The 17,464-nt window shown below is 44.5% G+C and carries 13 protein-coding genes and 5 tRNA genes; all 18 read right to left on the bottom strand.

Annotated elements, in window-relative coordinates; translation table 11 throughout:
- Window positions 1-10 precede the first annotated feature (10 nt).
- Window positions 11-3,637: a BREX system P-loop protein BrxC gene (gene brxC, locus E0Z06_RS04605; RefSeq protein WP_132582321.1), complete on the bottom strand. Its 3,627-nt coding sequence runs from the start codon at window positions 3,635-3,637 to the stop codon at window positions 11-13.
- Between the two features lie 33 nt (window positions 3,638-3,670).
- Entirely contained in the window at window positions 3,671-4,252 is a 582-nt protein-coding gene (locus E0Z06_RS04600; RefSeq protein WP_132582319.1) for a BREX protein BrxB domain-containing protein, read from the bottom strand.
- Window positions 4,227-5,018, bottom strand: coding sequence for a BrxA family protein (locus E0Z06_RS04595; protein ID WP_132582317.1), 792 nt, complete (start codon window positions 5,016-5,018; stop codon window positions 4,227-4,229). The genes E0Z06_RS04600 and E0Z06_RS04595 overlap by 26 nt, the downstream gene beginning before the upstream one ends.
- Window positions 5,011-5,520: a BrxE family protein gene (locus E0Z06_RS04590; RefSeq protein ID WP_165907372.1), complete on the bottom strand. Its 510-nt coding sequence runs from the start codon at window positions 5,518-5,520 to the stop codon at window positions 5,011-5,013. The genes E0Z06_RS04595 and E0Z06_RS04590 overlap by 8 nt, the downstream gene beginning before the upstream one ends.
- A gap of 300 nt (window positions 5,521-5,820) precedes the next feature.
- Complete coding sequence (locus tag E0Z06_RS04585) at window positions 5,821-6,081, bottom strand: hypothetical protein (RefSeq protein ID WP_132582313.1); 261 nt, start codon at window positions 6,079-6,081, stop codon at window positions 5,821-5,823.
- 32 nt (window positions 6,082-6,113) lie between these two features.
- Window positions 6,114-8,684, bottom strand: coding sequence for a MobF family relaxase (gene mobF / locus E0Z06_RS04580; protein WP_132582311.1), 2,571 nt, complete (start codon window positions 8,682-8,684; stop codon window positions 6,114-6,116).
- A gap of 2 nt (window positions 8,685-8,686) precedes the next feature.
- Window positions 8,687-10,357 (bottom strand): type IV secretion system DNA-binding domain-containing protein, encoded by a 1,671-nt coding sequence (locus tag E0Z06_RS04575; RefSeq protein ID WP_132582309.1) that lies wholly within the window; start codon window positions 10,355-10,357, stop codon window positions 8,687-8,689.
- Window positions 10,354-10,644, bottom strand: a complete 291-nt coding sequence (locus E0Z06_RS04570) for a hypothetical protein (RefSeq protein ID WP_132582307.1) — start codon at window positions 10,642-10,644, stop codon at window positions 10,354-10,356. Before E0Z06_RS04570 ends, E0Z06_RS04575 begins: the two co-directional genes overlap by 4 nt.
- Window positions 10,645-10,826: 182 nt before the next feature.
- Window positions 10,827-12,389: a tyrosine-type recombinase/integrase gene (locus tag E0Z06_RS04565; RefSeq protein ID WP_132582305.1), complete on the bottom strand. Its 1,563-nt coding sequence runs from the start codon at window positions 12,387-12,389 to the stop codon at window positions 10,827-10,829.
- A 207-nt stretch (window positions 12,390-12,596) separates the two neighbouring features.
- Window positions 12,597-14,153: a site-specific integrase gene (locus E0Z06_RS04560; protein WP_132582303.1), complete on the bottom strand. Its 1,557-nt coding sequence runs from the start codon at window positions 14,151-14,153 to the stop codon at window positions 12,597-12,599.
- 96 nt (window positions 14,154-14,249) lie between these two features.
- Window positions 14,250-14,339 (bottom strand) — tRNA-Ser (locus E0Z06_RS04555).
- A 113-nt stretch (window positions 14,340-14,452) separates the two neighbouring features.
- A complete protein-coding gene (gene nadA, locus E0Z06_RS04550) occupies window positions 14,453-15,511 on the bottom strand; it encodes a quinolinate synthase NadA (protein WP_132582301.1) in 1,059 nt (352 codons plus the stop codon).
- A 71-nt stretch (window positions 15,512-15,582) separates the two neighbouring features.
- A tRNA-Lys gene (locus E0Z06_RS04545) sits at window positions 15,583-15,658 on the bottom strand.
- Between the two features lie 22 nt (window positions 15,659-15,680).
- Window positions 15,681-15,756, bottom strand: a tRNA-Lys gene (locus E0Z06_RS04540).
- Between the two features lie 17 nt (window positions 15,757-15,773).
- Window positions 15,774-15,849, bottom strand: a tRNA-Lys gene (locus tag E0Z06_RS04535).
- Between the two features lie 26 nt (window positions 15,850-15,875).
- A tRNA-Lys gene (locus tag E0Z06_RS04530) sits at window positions 15,876-15,951 on the bottom strand.
- Window positions 15,952-16,097: 146 nt separating this feature from the next.
- The gene (ybgF, locus tag E0Z06_RS04525) at window positions 16,098-16,895 is read right to left on the bottom strand and encodes a tol-pal system protein YbgF (RefSeq protein WP_132582299.1); all 798 of its coding nucleotides are present in this window, start codon (window positions 16,893-16,895) and stop codon (window positions 16,098-16,100) included.
- Between the two features lie 27 nt (window positions 16,896-16,922).
- Entirely contained in the window at window positions 16,923-17,441 is a 519-nt protein-coding gene (gene pal / locus E0Z06_RS04520) for a peptidoglycan-associated lipoprotein Pal (protein ID WP_132582297.1), read from the bottom strand.
- Window positions 17,442-17,464: the final 23 nt, after the last annotated feature.

Genomic DNA, 17,464 nt, shown 5'->3' with positions numbered 1-17,464 from the left:
TACCGGGCTGTTAGTCGCCAAGGCTAATTTCTAACTCAAACTCGTGGGCATAATGCAGCTCGCCGCGTAATTGCTCTAACTGGCTAATTAACTGGTTGAGATCTGCTATGTTGGTAATCTGCTTTTTGGCTGTAACGCTGCGGGTAATTTTCTTTTTACCTTCTTTCGCAACTGCAGCTTGTTCTTCACGCAGTTTGTCTTGCAAACGTTGCTGACCCAAACGCTGAATGCGCTGTTTAAGCTGCTGTACCTGGGTTTGAATGGTATATTCCTGATTAACTAATGTGCGCAGCCCCTGCAAATCAGCACCGGCATTAACTGCCAGTTTTTCTAAATCTGCCAATAGGTTGTGTTGCTCTTGCTGGGTAAGCTCTGCCCACTCTGCAACACGGGTTAAATCTTGCTCTGCTTCTTTAATGCGCTGCTGTTGCTCGGATTGCAAACTGATCGCGGTATCACGAACCCGCCCTTTAATATGCGTTAACTGGCTGGCGAACTCGGTGCTGTACTTAAAGAAATCGGCATGCTGTAACCTGGCTGCGACATCGCTTAACGGTTCGGTTAATTCTTCTTTTAATACGCCTGGCGTACCGCTTGCTGGCAATGAATCGAGCTCCCTGCGGTAATGTTGCAGCTCATTTAACGTCTCTTCTAAGCCTTGCTCCAGACTGCGTTTCAGCTCTGCTGCCCATTTTAAGCTGTGATACAAATTCGACTCTTCACTGCCTAACCTTGCTGGGGCATCGGACGCGTCGGTAAAGAGCACATCTTTGATCTCATTACCCAGTGAGCTAATTCGGTCAACCCCAGGTAACTGCAAACGTCGCAGTTTTTCGGCCAGGGGGCCATACTGGAATTGCAGTTGCGGGAACAGTTTAATGGTCGCTTTACTGATTTCATCTTCCAGTGGCACCACCATGTCACCACTTAGTTCGGTTAGTCGCTCGGCTGCACGAGCCATCACTTCCATGCTGGGACGTTCTTCACGTAGTGATACACCCACTACTCTAAAGGTGTTATTGGTTTTAAGTGCCTCGATGGCTTGCTGACCGTTAACTGTTACCTCGCGGCCGGATACCTTAAGCTTAATTTCTCCGGCCAGCAGCATAGCAGCTACCAGGTAACGTAAGGTGTCTTGCGACCAGCCATAAGGTGCGTCGGTAAAGATGTCGGTTAAGCGCTTACCCTCAATAGTGCCTTGGCGCTCTATCATGTCGCGAATACTGGTAATGGCTTTGTGGTCAATATTTATTGACGGTCGGCCGCCGCTACGCTGCACTAAACCCAGCGGGTCTATATCACTGGTAATACCCGACAGGCTATTGGCACTGAGAAACTTTTCTGCCAAATTGGTATTGGCTCGCACCGGTGCTTCGTTATAACGGTCAAACACCTGCTCTGCGACGTTGTTAAGGTGCTTTTTAGCGGCATCCAGCAATCGCAGATCCAAACTTTCTACCGCGGTTACTTCGCCACGGAAGATAAACGAGCCCTGGGTTAAGCTGCGGCGCAACAAACCTTCCAACTCGGCCATTTTTCGATTAGCAATGTCGCTTTGGCTGTCGCAATATTGCTTCACTTCCTGATCAGGATCGCTTTTGTACTTACCGGCAATTTCACGGCAACGATAAATCTCACCGAGTAACTCATCAATTTCATGCGTAGTGCGACCCAGGGCAAAAATGGTGTATTGCGTTGTTTTATGCCGGCTTTCATCGGTTAAGCGGGCTTTGGCTGCGTCGTAATCTTTGGGTTCGACCAGTTCAACAATGGTTTGCACCGGGTTACGTTCGCCAGCCAGTGATGCTGGTACGCCTGTGCTATTTTGCGCTTTTAACCCTGTTTGCACAGCTAAGCTGCCATTTAAATTAACACTTGGCAGTGGCGAGTATGTTTCACGCAACGCTTCATTTTGAATACGGCGCAGTTCAATACTTCGCAGTGGAATATTGGCGCGTTCTTGCTCAATGTCATTTAGTTTTTCACTGAAAAAGCACAACTGACCTTCTTGCTCGCCAAAGGGTACAAACGCATCGCTGATCAACTCATCTACAGCTTGTTTTACGGCGTCGGCATTAGATGCATCGCTGATCCCGGCATGCATTAGACTGGTAACGTTTTGCAGTGATATTGGCAAATTACCGAGGATTTGCAGCACACAGACTGTTTTGGCAATACTTTGGTGTAAAACTGAGTCAGGGAAACGAACTTTCACTTTATTTACCGCTTGATAGAGCGATAAATAGCCTTTTTCAATATCTTTACGCAGGGCATCAAATAGCGTAACGGTATTGGCTAACCAGCCTACTGGCTGATTGGCAATTGGAGTTTTGCCATCGGCCCCCTCAACTAATACATCTTGAATAACCTTAATGGCTGAACGTAAACCAATGCCGCCGGTTGACTTTGCCAAGGCGCCTAACAGGTGCAATAGGATGTCAAAGTGAGCCGGTAAAAACGGATACAAATTTATAAAGGTTTGCTTGTCAAAATCAGCACCATAAGCCCGGGCATCAACTAATTTAGTATGATTGCGCAGCGCTTGGCCATGCTTATCAAACAAGACAGCTAATTCAGATTCACCTGTCGGCGATTTGCCTAGCAAACGGCTGTAACAAATTTCTTTTATGTCGTTCGCTTCCAAGTCAATTTGAATGGGGAAACGATCTTTTAATTTGTATAGCTCGGGCGAGTTTAGCGAAGCTTTGGGATCATCTTCTGTAAGGGTTTGCTGCGCGGTACCAATAACCCAGACTTTACCATCACCGATATTCTTTAAGTTTTTCGCCAAGCCATCCAAGTTTAAGATGAGATTCTGCCGAGAACCAACATACTGGCCCACTTCATCGATAATAAAAATGATGTGCTCTTTGCCGGAGGCCTCCCGGGTAATTTCAATCATTTCTTCTACGCGATCATTCTCAAAGCGAATAACCTCACTGGCCTCTGTCGTAAAAGATGAAGGGGTTTTAAACAGAGAGGGATACATTTGGTGCGCAAGTTCTGGAATAACGCTATCGACCACCAGTTCATCATTGCGGTAGTCATCCCAATCCAGGCCATCGGTGTAGTCACTAAATAGCTGCACGAATTCCTGGTGGCGCTGTTCTTTTTTCAGCTTGCGCTCGAAAGCCGCCACTTTAAGGTTTCGAGAATAACCAGCCCATTGCAGCACTTTGTAATACAGTACCGTGGATACTTCTTCCATAGTAGCGCCGGCAACTTGTTCGCTGGCTAAGTCGAGCATTAACACCGCAGCGGGAAACCGTTTCGAGACTGAAGACAATAGCGCTTTGGTCGTGGATTTTTTTAGTCTGTCTTGTAAATGCTGAATAAATGGAATGCCATCAATTTTAATATTGTCGTCGAAGGCTAAACCCAGGTATTTAGTAAACGAGCTTTTACCTGAACCATAGAAACCCGATACCCAAACACCGACTTCATTTTGGCCACCCGCCTCCATTGCCGCCTGCATTTTAGCCAGCAGCTTCTCAAATTGCTCTTCTATGCTTTCGGTTACAACATATTCAGAAATTTCTGCTTTTAAACGCGCCTCTTGCGAGATGCCATAAGTGATAACTTTTTCAATAGCGCGATAAATATCTTTGTTGTTATCAAACAGTGATTTGATTTCCATTTCTACTTCCTAAATCGTGTTGTAAGCGGGTGATTAACCACCAACATGTTCTGAGCGGTAATTGCCATCTTCTGGGTAAAAGCCTAAAAACTTCAGACGGGTTTTACCGGTTCTGATCCCAGGGTAAAAGAAGACGGTTGGCACGTGAAACTTGCCCTGTAACTGACTTTCTATTGAGCCAATGCGTAAATACGGGTGCAGCGCTTCAATATCTGTAACTAACAGAATATTTTGGGGTTTACCCTCAAGCTCGCTAAGCACAGCTTCTAGTTTGTTCTGCAACGCATTTTTTTTGGTAAGGGCTTCAGCTAATGAGTTGTTGGTTTTTTGCCATTGCAGTGGGGCAGCTGAATCCTGTTTTTCCCAGGTTTTTTTAATAAATGGCGGCATCTCGTTAAAAACTTCCTGGATAGCTTTAGCGATAGAGAACCTATGCACTGTCCAGCCATCATTCTTCAATTTGGCTTCCCAGGCAGGTAGCTGGCGTTTCACTTCCAGAATTTGCTCTGGCCGGAAAATTAAATAAAAAATCGGCTCAAAGCTAGCGTGGATAAATTCACGCCCTGCTCTGACCTTTTCCATTAGCTCATTAAAGTCTTGCTTCAGTGATGACATTTACCACCTCGTCCATTGTTTTTAGCTGCCAGCTAATCCTCGTGACATCAGCCGCTGACTGCACAATCATCCAGTTATGTTTGGCCAGTTTTTTAAGCTCGTCTCTAACGTCGTGCGGCTCCAAGCCAAATAACTTCCAGCTGTCGTGGTTAATAATGGCATTATCACCTAGCCCAGAAAAATGCAGCCAATGTGCTAGGTAAAGCGCAGTAGTTTGCTGTAAGCGTACAGGCTGGATAGTCCGGTTGGCGCTGCGAGTTGCAGAAAGTAAGCCGTAATCAGCACAACAGCCCAACAAATAAGAGGACTGCCGCTTGATAGTGATTTCAGACCAAGGTTTTTGTGTCTTGCCTTCTCGCACCGCATTTTCAATAAAGCGATGTGCATCTTCCGCAGTTAGCAAGTCTTGCCCTGAAATGTATTTCGACCAATAAACTTCGACAATAAAATCGAGTAAGACTTTATTAGATAAAGCCGTGTGTATCAGAAGTAGTTGAACAAATTCGCTGCTATTTAGCTTATCCGACAATGGTTTAAGCAATGCAGCAACACCTGTTTTCAGGTATCTTGGCGAGAAACATTCGGCGACGATATTTCTTAGCCTGCGTGCGGCAATGTTTGGAAAAATACCTAAGTGCAAGGCTTTATCTACTAAAGCACTGTTATCCAGACCTGTTTCATAAATGGTTAACAATGCTCTGGTTTCATCAACTAAGCCTAAACCAGCACTTAGTCGCGTAGCATATTTTTCTTGAGTGCTAATCATGCTCGCCTCGCATGAATGGAAACGACCTTTTCCCCTGTTCAAAAGCACTCAGGTAGTATCCAGCACTGATTTTTACTAATTGTTCAAACTCAGACTCGTCAAAAGCCCCAATATTGATAGGGCCATCTTCCGCGATAGCTTTGTTGGACAATTCAGCTAAACGGCTTAATGCTTGCTCCTTCGAACCAAGCACTTGGCCTAACGTATTGGCACTACTCATCTCTTGAACTGTACTTGCGACGTATCGCTCAATAGAAACCGGCAACCTGAACAAATGATAGTTGTGACCAATACCCACACTCTCATCATGGGAAATTAAGGCGGCCTCACTCACTCCGTGATATTGCGCGAGCAGTATGGTTCGTGGAAAAGTTGGGGCTAAAAATGCGTTACTCGATGCGCCCAAAAAATTACTGTCCCACCAGTTAAACTGACTTTTTTCACCCAGGTAGCCGATAAGGAGCTTCAGCTCAGCAATGAGTTTATAAGTGTTTTTTGTCATGTGCTTTCCTAAGCTATAAATCTTATTTGTTATGCAAAAAACCAATGATAAAACAAAGGCCATATCGAGTGTTGTTTTTTCTGGTAAACAAACCTGTTTTTCACACAGCTTCAGGACCTTATATTGAAACGAATACCCTATCTGTATAAAGGTTGCAATGCAAGAAAGTCACTAAGGTTTCGAAGTGTTTTTGAATCTGGGGGCACGATCGCTAGCTAAGGATGAAATCAGGAAATGGCAATTAAGTATCATGTTCATGATTTCGAACTTAATTGCCATGCTGAGCGTTGACGTTGTCAGTTACAAATTCCTAAAACAGTCCCAGTATCCCTCAAGATCACGCGTTGATACTCGAAGCTTTTCAGCAAGCGCAGCGCGCCCTTGACCATCAAGAAATTTTGCATGAGAAAGCGCCAGCGCTTCAGCCGCGATGACTTTAGTTAGGCCAGTATCCCCATCCCAGATACCCTCGAAGCGCTCCATTTTTTCGTCGATATAAACTTGTGGATGCCCTCGCTCATTGAGAACTTCACGCACATATCTCTGAATTCTAGTTTCCATTTTAATACTCCTTGGTTGAACATCGTAGATAGTTAAATCGACATCTGTAAAACGTGGTCTGACCGTTGTACTGAATCAGTCAGCATCAAGTTAATCTGATCTTGGTGAAGGTACTCTGAAGCCAGCTTCGGTCTGAGATCTTTAGACATGTTGCTAGCAATAGCTTCGCGCAGGCCAATTTCTTTTTGCGCGTTTAAAAAGTTCTGGGGGATTTCAGCTTCAAACTCTTTTTCATTCACAAAAATATGCGCTGCATCTCTGTGTCTGGAGCACGCAACGTAAGTGTGCGCTCGATCCATTTGTTGTGTGTAATAAATGAACACATTACCGTCTACAGTTAACCCTTGTGAACTGTAGACGGTTTGTGCATAAGCTTGTGTTAGGTAAACTCTGCCGTCATCATCACAATATTTTGATGCCATGAACTGCGTATCAAGCCCGGTATCCAGTCGAACCCGGATCCAAATATCACCGTCGTCCATGGTTTGTACTTTTGTTACTGTGCCAACATCACCGTTGGTAAATCCAAGTTTGTAGTCATTTTTAGTGAAACGCACACGTTCACCCAGTGAGATTTCTATATCAAGCTCACGCTCACCAACGACGCTTCTCAACTTGATGTTTTCATGACCAACAAGCTCCTCTGATTGCAGTGTCGCACGCATAGTGTTATTCAGCGTAAGAACATCAGACCAGCTTTGTGCTATTACCATAGACTGCTTACCTGGATGGGATTTCCGATAGTCTGTCCATGCTTCGATAATCTTACTGACTGTCGAATCTTCATCTTTACAAAGATGTAACTGCCCACGTTTTTGATACTGAGCCAAAGCTTTGTTTGCATATCCATCTCGGAAGTCTGCAACAGCTTGACGATCCCAATCCTGTGTTTGTCTTCGAATTGTTTCAACACGGGTTGTACCAACAATTTCTGGCGACGATAAATAGCGCAATACACCACCATGCTCTATTGCATCAAGTTGCTTGTCTTCACCCACCAAAATGATTTTGAAATTTTGCGCCCTGGCGTAGCTCAATAGCTTATCAAGATGAAAAGTGCCAACTTGGCCCGCTTCGTCGACAATCAGCACGTCGCCTTCACTAACAGGCGGCTTATCAGACCCGAGCCAGACGAGTAAACGCGCGATCGTATAAGTTTGAATCCCCGCTTCTTTTGCTAAGTTGTTTGCAGCTGATTTGGCTATTGATGCACCGACAACTTTTTTACCTTTCGTTTGATAAATGTCTCTCACACATTTCATAGAAGCTGATTTACCAGCGCCGGCTGAGCCCTGCAAAATCGATAACTGGGATGGGTTGCACACATTATTCACGGCAAAAGCTTGCTCATCGCTCAGTTGAATTTTTTGAGCACTGATACCACGCTCAATGTCATCAGCTGATATATCACACCAATTTTGAGAGCTTAAAAAACGCGCATTGTTGATAAGCGATTGCTCAGCTTTTAACACTGCTTTTGTTGTAAAAATATTGCTGTAGCGTGAATCAAGTCCCAGGCTGACGGAAATATCTCTATCATCAATAATTTGCTGATAAAGCGCTTTGATTGATTTCAGTGACTGTTGATTCTCTAAAGCCCGGATCCCGGCTTTGAAGAAGATATCTTGACTGGTGAATACTGAATGAGATTCTGTGAGCTCTGACGCAAAAGATTCAGCGTCAAGCATGTCTTTTGATAAATCGTTACGAACAGTATTTGTTCGCACTGATTGAATAACATTATCTGTAAATCCAAGCTCAGAGAGCTCCTGTTTCCACGCTGAAAATAACTGCTGACGATTGATTTCACCCTTGGCTTTTCGACTGCTTAGCGCTGCCAGATCGCCTGCCTTTGATGCACGATAGCGTATACCGTTGTCTTTCAGGGATTTCTTTATTTGTTCAGCTCGCTTAGAAAAATAAGCGCAAATCGTATCTGGTACACCGTCTAACTTGAAAGAATCATCATCGATAACTGTCGCAAAACCCAGATCTCGCATAGATTGAGCTAAACTGAGCTTATATACCATACCTGCCGCTTTTTGCCACAGCATAATCGATCTTAAATCTAACGTTCCCCAGCTGCCATCGGGTCTAGGAGCTAGGTTAGGCACGACAGCGTGGGTATGCAAATGCGGGTCTGTGGCTCGGCTAGTAGAGTGCTCAAATAACGCGACAACCAAGCCAATCACTGATTCTCTGATTGCCCCTGCCTTGCCTCTGCGGGTAAAAGCCGCATGTTCTTCTAATAATGCAATAGCTTCGCGAACGGCTCTTAGCTGAGCTTGTTGTATTTGTTGTTGTAACTTCGTATCCGCAGCAGCCCATAAAACCGATACTGACTTTGGTGCATTAAAAGTGAGATCTACTCCTTGCACGCGTCCGGATTCGGCGTTTTGGCATAGTGCAACTTTACCTGATATGTCATAGCCTTTTAGAAGATTCTTAAGATGCTCAGCTTCAACACTCCATTTCAGCTTAAGTAATTTTGCAACCGCGCCGCTCCACTGCCCGTCAGGTTCTCCGCATTTCAGGTAATAGTCCTCTCTGGCAAGATCAAGATAGTATTTACCTTCACCTGTGATCTTAGCGAAAGTCATCATGATTAAGACCTCCTGTTCAAACGATTTAATGATGTGGTGGGAGTAGGCTCTGTGGGTAATGAGGGGAGCACAACAGCAGGGGCTACTTTAGAGAAGGTGTTTATTGGCCAACTTAAGTGATACACAGCGTCTAAGCCGCCGATAAGTAGAAACCCCTCGATTCCAGATTTTAACGATGGCAGTGGTAAATGAATGATGCTCTCTGCTGTAACAACAGGAACATTTTCTTGCTGTAATGAATAATTCTTTTCACCTTTTTCATTTATAGATTCAGTGCGGAATTCAACTCGCCTCTGCCCCAACGCGCTGGAGGCTTTTTGTGCCGAGTCGCCATTGGGTGCGAGTTTAAACGTCACAACGTTGCTAAACAGTCCCAATATGGTATTTGCATCGTCTTTTCCGTAAACAGACTCCAGTTGCGACAGCAGTTGAACACCGGCAATCGTCCTTGCGCCCTTACTGCGCCCTACTGCCAGCCAATTTTGAAAGCTTATTGATTTATTTAGCGTTGCAAGCTCATCTAATACCAACCATATATTTCTATCTGAGTCCGGTCCAGACAGCACGTAATTACTGAGTATCGCCAGAAATGACGTAATCAAAGCGGCACTCATTAAAGGCGCTGTCAGATCACCTTGAACAATAAGCACATTTCTATCGGGCTTCGATAACCAATCTTTGACTGAGAAGACTGGGTTTTCAGGATTAACATTCTCAACACTGTTTATCCAAGCAAGTTGCGTCGCGACCATCGATCTAATTGACGAAGTTGTCTTGTCTTCCACCTGAATTAATGTGGCAGCTTGGGGATGATATTTTTTTAGCCATGCGGCTAGCTCTGTGTCATCACAGAATAGACGTTTAGAGAGTTCAGACCACGACCATGGCTTTTGCTCTTTAATGAGCCCAACAATCACACCGATAACAACTAACCGGGCGGAATCTGTCCAGAATGTTTCGTTTACAGAAGAAGACGAAATCACCGCTTCAGCAAAAACTTCAGCTAAACCGATGTTGGTGATATCTTGCCCTAGGTTCCAGTTAATCGAGCGTTCGTCCCTGGGGCTTAAAAGTAAGCACTTTTCGTCATAGAAAATCTCAGTGTACTCACCTTTTATGTCGTATATGACAGTCCTTTCACCGCGAGCGATAAGTTGACTCACTAACCACTTTATTAGGTTTGATTTACCACCACCTTGCATCCCCCAGATCAGGAAATTGCCGAATTCTCTAATCGCTGATAGACATATATGCGGGTGAATCATCAGACCCTTTGGCTGTTCCGATTTGCATTTCTTCGCAAAATGTTTTTGCGCTAGACGGTGCTTCAGGAGTTTTGGACCGCTTAAATGTGTAAATAGCGAATCGTCATCATTTCTTACACGGAACCACCAGATTACACCTGTGCTTACTGAAACAGAACCCAATGCAGTTAAGCAAAGAACCAACAATAATCTCTTAGATGACTCGGGTAAATCATGTAAGTCTGAATAATTTGCCATTTGTGCAAAACTCATCAAATGCTCAAACAGCCAGACTGAGACCCGCTGAAACTCAATCCAAATTTTCAACTGTGTGACGCTAACAACAGTCGCGATGAAGAACAGAAAAACGCTTAGCATTGCGATGGCTTTGACATAACCCCATCGTTTAGACTGAACTGAACGGCTCATTTAAGTCTCCGTTTCAGCTGTACTTCCAACTTGGCTTTTACGTTTTCATGCTCTTCAGCGTTAAGGCCTGCAACAAACGATGTAATCGTGAACATATTCTGGGTTAGCATGCTCGCTAAGCCTCTGAGTAACTCATTTAACTCAAGTTGCTTTTCAGCTTGTTGAAGCCTTTGCCGCGCAATCTCTGCAACAGTCGCACCTTGTCGCTCAGCTTCAATCACCAAATTTTGATGACTTTGCGCTGGCAAACGCACGCTAAGTTGTACAGTTTGATCACTCTTTTTCATGTCGTTCTCTCCTTGAATCCACTGAAACCATCGGAAATTTAATGCTTTCAGCTGCGTGTTAGTGTGATTTGGTTTCGATGTTGAATTCAGTCACAGCGTATTGAAACAAAGGCCTGCATCCGGTTTCGCGTCCTACGCCAAAGCACCAAAGGTGCAGGGGTGTAAGAAATTCAGTACCCAGATTAGGTTCTTAACTCATAATCCAAAAGTTCTATCGTTTCTTTCAAAACTTCCAGTGGGATCTGGGCTCTCCCGGCATACACGCCAAACGTGATTTCGTCTTCCGGAAAATGCCCGAGCAACGTCTTTACAACGTATCCATTGGCACCCTTGGTTTTGAAAAGAGAAGCGACTGTGTGTCGACAACAGTACAAATCGAGCAGCGTAGACATTTTGAGCTCATTTTCTTTGCTCATACCCATTTTTGTCATAGCAGTTTGATTGAACCATTTGCTGACTTTACCCACTGCTCGGCTATTGAGCCGATAAGCTTTATTGGGATATAGCTCTGGGAACAATACAACTTGCTTTCTCATGCGCATAAGCTCGATGTATTCCAAGAATCCCCTTTTTATCAACATGCTATGAATTGGAATAATCCGGCGGCTAGATGGGGTTTTTCCGCGCTGCTCACTTAAGGAAATGTAAACAATCCCATTACATTCCTTAATCTGATTTACTCTCAAACTGACAACTTCGATCGGACGCATGCCGGTGTAAAGACAGATTTTAGGGATCCACTTGACGGCTTGCCTGAAAGACCTGGCCTCATTAGGACGGCCAGGACGGTAATTTAAGATCAGTTGTATCTCATCAATTGCAAATGACCGACGTGTAAGCGAATCTTTATCCGCTTTGGGTATGGCAGCTTTTGAAAATGGGTTTGGGCTTAAATAGCGAGACCGATTAATCAGCCAATCAAAAAAGCAGTTATAGTTACTGATGTATTTATTAAGTGTCTTAGCCTTTAGTTCAAAAGTGACGCTCTCACCGCTGCTATCTGAGACGTAGCGTTTCCGACCCTTACGAGTTGATCTCAGAAAACGAATAATTTCATTCGCGCACTCAGCGTTAAAGTCTGAAACAATAAACTTAGCGCCAAATTTTTCGACAAGAAATTTAAAGGCGAGAATATATTGGGCTCTGCCTTTACCGAGTTTATGAAGTAATAAAAACTCATCAATACACTGCTGTAAATGCAGATGTTCATTTTCCGCACGATACTGTTCACGCTCGATTCGGCGTGTTTGATTCAAGAACTGTTTTAGCGTTTTCAACGCATTGAACAGCTCTTGCTGCTCATCTGTAGTAAGCGGTGAATTACTATGCCACTTTGCGCATCGAAACTCGCGAAACTCCCGCCCCAATTTTTGCAGCTCAGCAATCAACGCTTGCTGCATTAATGCATCATCAAGCCAGGGAGAACTTTCAAAGTTTTGAGAGACTGCTTCGGCTGCAAAACGGACGATAGTGTGCTGATTGATTGATAGATGTTGCTCAGATGTTTCGCCAGCATTGTAGTGTTTCTTCCAAATACCACTCGGCACATGTCTAAATGCTTCCAGCAATTCATGATTAAACTCGCCGTTAAGCATTGCACGTTTAGCCAACTCAATCGTTTTCTCTAAACTGCAGCTAAGAAAGTGACTGACTTTTGCCCGGAAGACTTTATCAGGTTCGGATAAGCGCTTCTTACCTAGAAGGCTGTTGAAATTAACTGGCTCAGATCCTTTCGTGAGAATCATACTTCCCTCGCTACAACAAGAAAATAAGACTGATCCCCCCAAATCAGACAGCCATTGTGTTGACTGCTTGAGTATTACAACAGATCTCAAACATGCTGTAAAGTATTTTTTCTATATATTTCAAGGACTTATAGTGCGCACTATATTTTTGCAGGTGCGATTTCCCTAAAAATCAGCGAGTTGTAACTTTCAAGATGAACGCATTTTTTAGTAATCCAACATCTGAATTGCCTCTTTCAGCGCGCCTAACTTAGTGGAAACCTGGCCGGAGTAAACTCCCCAGGTAATATCGCCGTCCAACTCATGACCTAAAATTTGCTTAGCAAGATAGGCTGGCACCCCGTGAAACTTGAACCTGGAAGCTACGGTATGTCTGCAACAATGAAAATCGACCAGCAACCCATGCGACTTTTCATACTGTTTATCAATGCCGATTGCACTGAGTAGAGTTCGGTTAAACCATTTACCGACTGGGGTTCCTATCCCATCACGCTTCGATGATGCGTGATAAGCTTGCAGTTCTGGAAAGAGATACAACTGCTTCTCGGTTGACTGCGTGGTGACAAAGTCCAACAATCCACGCTCAATCAAACTGCTGTGAATAGGAATGAGTCTGGATGCGTTATCTGTTTTTAAACGGTAACTGCTCAAGTCAAAAAACCAGATCTCATCTTCACTGCGGACATCACGTAATCGTAAGCTCGCAATTTCATCAAGCCGCATCCCACTATAAAGTGATATCGATGGCAGCCATTTAGCTGCGTCTCTAAATCCTGCCGCTTCAAGCTTATGCCGTGGTTGATAATCCAGAATGGCAGTGATTTCGTTATGCTCAAACGGCCTGCGCTTTAGCTGATGTTTAGATTCAAGCTTGAGCAAACAACCAACAAAAGGATTAACTGCTAAAACATGCCGCTGCTTGACCAGCCAGTCTGCGAACGTCAGCATATTAGTAAGGTATTTATTCACGGACTTAACGGATAATTTTGCATCAGTACCATCAATATTTTTTCGGCCTGATGACATGGCTAAAATTGCGTTTTTAACCCGCTGAGCGTGTTCATAGTCCAAAAGGGATACATTAAAACGATCACCCAAAACGTTTTTCATTGCCTCAAGTGATGTCGTGTATTGCTGCTGTGCGCTCTTTCCGATCTCTCGAAATTTACTCGCGCAAAACTCTTGAATAAGGTAGGACAATTCAAATTCAGGTTTCGTCGCACACCCCTTATCTCGACCCGACGAATGGGGTGAGCTTTGCACATCTAGCTGTTTAGTTTCGATCTTCTTCATCGAAAAACTGGATGTTAACGATGAATTTTCCAGCAGTGCAAATAGCGTATTCAGCTGATGCATTAGCTCGTCATGCTGAATAGATGCTGCGGTATGTAGCTGTTCATCAGTTTTACTGGCAACACCATTCTCAGATAATACCCGCTGTCCGTGATCGAGGAACTGTGCCGCTTCCGATAGCACGTTCTGAAACGTTCGTTTAAGAACGGCTTTATATCCGCTTGATAATGCCTGTAAAGCACCAGGAGCCGATTGTTGCGAGAAGTGTGTCTCAGTAAAAAGGCGCAATCGTTGTATAGCAAACTGACTTAACCACGCGGCCCTGCCAGGTTCGTCAGTCGCAAGGGACGCGACGAAATGTCCTGTCCCAAGATCGACATTAACTAATCGCCCAAAGAATGACCAACGTACTCTAAAGTAATAGTGTTTAGAGCCTTTTACCTGATAAAGATAAGAGTGGGGAACACGCATGCCTCTGCCTCCAAGAGTGTGGCAAAGGGTTGTGGCAAATAAAAAACCCCACGAGCTTATCGAAAAATATTCAATAAATTCATGGGGTTAATCAAATGGCGGAGAGAGAGGGATTCGAACCCTCGTTAGGGATTAACCTAAACACACTTTCCAGGCGTGCGCCTTCAGCCACTCAGCCATCTCTCCGGTGCTTGGATCACAAGCGCGGCTATACTAGATAAAATATGCCTAGCCTGCAACCACTATCTGCTATAGCGCGCGGTGCTGCTGACTTTTTCAGCAATAACCGCAGATTTAACTTAGGCGTTCCCTTTTACCTGCATTTTTAATTCACGGGCAAAATTAAGCATACGGTTTAACGGTATCAAGGCTTTTTCTCGCAACTGCGCATCGACAAATATTTCATGGCCGATAGTGTCGGTTAACGCTGCCTCAATCGCTTTTAAGCCGTTCATTGCCATCCAAGGGCAATGCGCACAGCTGCGACAGGTTGCGCCGTTACCGCCAGTTGGAGCTTCAATGAAGGTCTTGTTTGGCATCAGCTGCTGCATTTTGTAAAAAATGCCTTTGTCGGTAGCAACAATAAACATGTCGTTCGGCAATGTTTGGCTGGCTTTAATTAATTGGCTGGTTGAGCCTACCGCATCAGCGAGCTGTACCACGCTGTCAGGCGATTCTGGGTGTACGAGTACTGCAGCGTTAGAATATTGCTTTTTCAGCTCTATAAGCGCGTTGGCTTTAAATTCATCATGCACAATACAGGCGGCATTCCACATGATCATGTCAGCGCCAGTTTGCTTTTGAATATAGTGACCTAAATGCTTATCTGGACCCCACAGAATTTTTTTGCCTTGGCTGTCTAGGTGCTCAACAATTTCTAAGGCGATAGATGAGGTAACTATCCAGTCGGCTCGGGCTTTAACTGCGGCAGAGGTATTGGCATAAACCACTACTACGCGGTCGGGGTGTTGATCACAAAAGTCTGAAAACGGCTGCGCCGGGCAACCTAAGTCTAACGAGCAGTTGGCTTCTAACGTTGGCATTAACACGGTTTTATTTGGTGTAAGTATTTTCGCGGTTTCGCCCATAAACTTAACACCAGCCACAATTAACGTTTTTGCGGGGTGCTCATTACCAAAACGGGCCATTTCTAATGAATCAGATACGCAACCGCCGGTTTCTTCAGCTAGAGCCTGAATTTCTGGATCAGTGTAATAGTGTGCTACCAGCACGGCGTCTTTTTGCTGCAGTAATGTTTTAATACGGCTTTTGTAAGCGGCTTTTTCATCATTACTCAGTGGTACCGGTTTTTGCGGAAACGCAAAGTCTTGCTCTGTGAAATACAGCGTTTGTTCCATAGGGCTCACCTGCTGGTGTTAAAAAGGTGGCCATTATAGCGTGCGTTTACAGAAAATACAGTAGTTGGATCTGGTGGGTCATGATGGATTCGAACCATCGACCAATGGATTAAAAGTCCACTGCTCTACCGGCTGAGCTAATGACCCGTGCAGGAGAAAATAAAAGTGGTGGTGGGTCATGATGGATTCGAACCATCGACCAATGGATTAAAAGTCCACTGCTCTACCGACTGAGCTAATGACCCAAACAGGGTTATCGAATTGGTGGGTCATGATGGATTCGAACCATCGACCAATGGATTAAAAGTCCACTGCTCTACCGGCTGAGCTAATGACCCTTTTCGATATCTTTGTTTGCGCGGTTTGGTGGGTCATGATGGATTCGAACCATCGACCAATGGATTAAAAGTCCACTGCTCTACCGGCTGAGCTAATGACCCTCACCGCGGAGGCATATCTTACTGATTTACGACCTTAGTGCAAGAAAAAACTATAAAAAACTCGCATTGATTGGTCTGTTTGGTCAAAATGCCAGCGCTTAGCAACATCTTGTGCACATAAAAAACCCGGCAGCTGCCGGGTTTCGTTATTTCAGTGCATTTATTCTGTCTTGTGCCAGTTTCGCTGACGTTGCTGTTGCATGCTTTTCAACCAGCTGACGGTAATACCGTTTCGCCTCGTCTTTTTTATTTTCGCGCTCAGCCACCTGTCCTAATTTTAACAAGGCGTCGGCAACTTTATTTGACTGAGGGAAGTTATTTACTACGCGCTCAAAATGCGTTTTGGCCTTTGCTAGCTCGTTATTATTAAATAATAACTGACCAAGCCAATAATGAGCATTAGCTGCATAGCTTGAATTAGGGTAGTTTTGAATAAACGTCTCAAATTCCGGTATTGCCGCATCATAGCGCCGTTCTTTAAGCACCATGTTGACAGCTTTATCGTACGCGTCGTTTTCTGACACATCAGTAGAATAACTTGCGTTAGATGCCGGCGGCTCTACTGGCACAATAGCAGGGCTGTTGTTGGCACTAGGCATCTGAATGGCATTAACTCGACGGTCTATTTCCTGATACAGATCACGCTGGCGCTGCAGAATTTCTTCTAACTGATATGAATGTGTTTCTGTTACTCCCCGTAATTCACTGACTTCGTCTAACAACGTTTGTAGCTGTTGCGCCATACGAAGTTGAGCTTCGGTTCGGGCTTCAACAACACGTTCAAGTGTTGCTAGCCGCTGTTCTATCGTGCCAGTTGGCGCGGTAGCGTTAGTGACATTAGCAGACGGCCTACTACGATTAATATCCGTAACAGGTGCGGGGTTGGCAATAACACTGGTATGAACCAGTGTTATTGCTGCAAGCAGAGTATATTTCACAGTCATGCGTATCTATGTAGTAATTAGTCTAGATTAGTAGACTAACACTGCACGACGGTTCTTGGCAAAGCCTGCTTCTGAACGTGACATATCAACTGGCTTCTCTTCACCGTAGCTTACCGTTGAAATCTGACCAGATGTTACGCCCAGGTTTTGTAAATACTGTACTACTGCCTGTGCACGACGCTCGCCTAATGCGATGTTATATTCTGGTGTGCCGCGCTCATCTGAGTGGCCTTCAACAGTAATACGTACGCTTGGGTTAGCAGTTAAGAAAGCACCGTGAGCTTGCAGAGTTTCAATAAACTCAGAGCGAACAGTAGCTTTATCAAAATCGAAATAGATGGTGTTTTCTTGACGCAACGTTTCTAATTTCTGGCGCATTTGTTCTGCTGGGCTCATGCCTTGAGATACAGTTTCAACTTGAACTGTATTGCCTTGGCCTGCCATATCCGAATCTGACTGATCAGTAGAAGATGTAGAGCTACAAGCAGCTAAAGCTAGCACTGGTAATGCGATCAATAAACCTTTTAACACTTTATTTAATTTCATGACTTTTGTCCTTAGTATTTTAA

The organism is Rheinheimera sp. D18 (genome assembly GCF_004345025.1).
Taxonomy (GTDB): domain Bacteria; phylum Pseudomonadota; class Gammaproteobacteria; order Enterobacterales; family Alteromonadaceae; genus Alishewanella; species Alishewanella metallidurans.
Note: the sequence above shows the minus strand (reverse complement) of the source record. Positions and strands in the feature narration are given on the sequence as shown.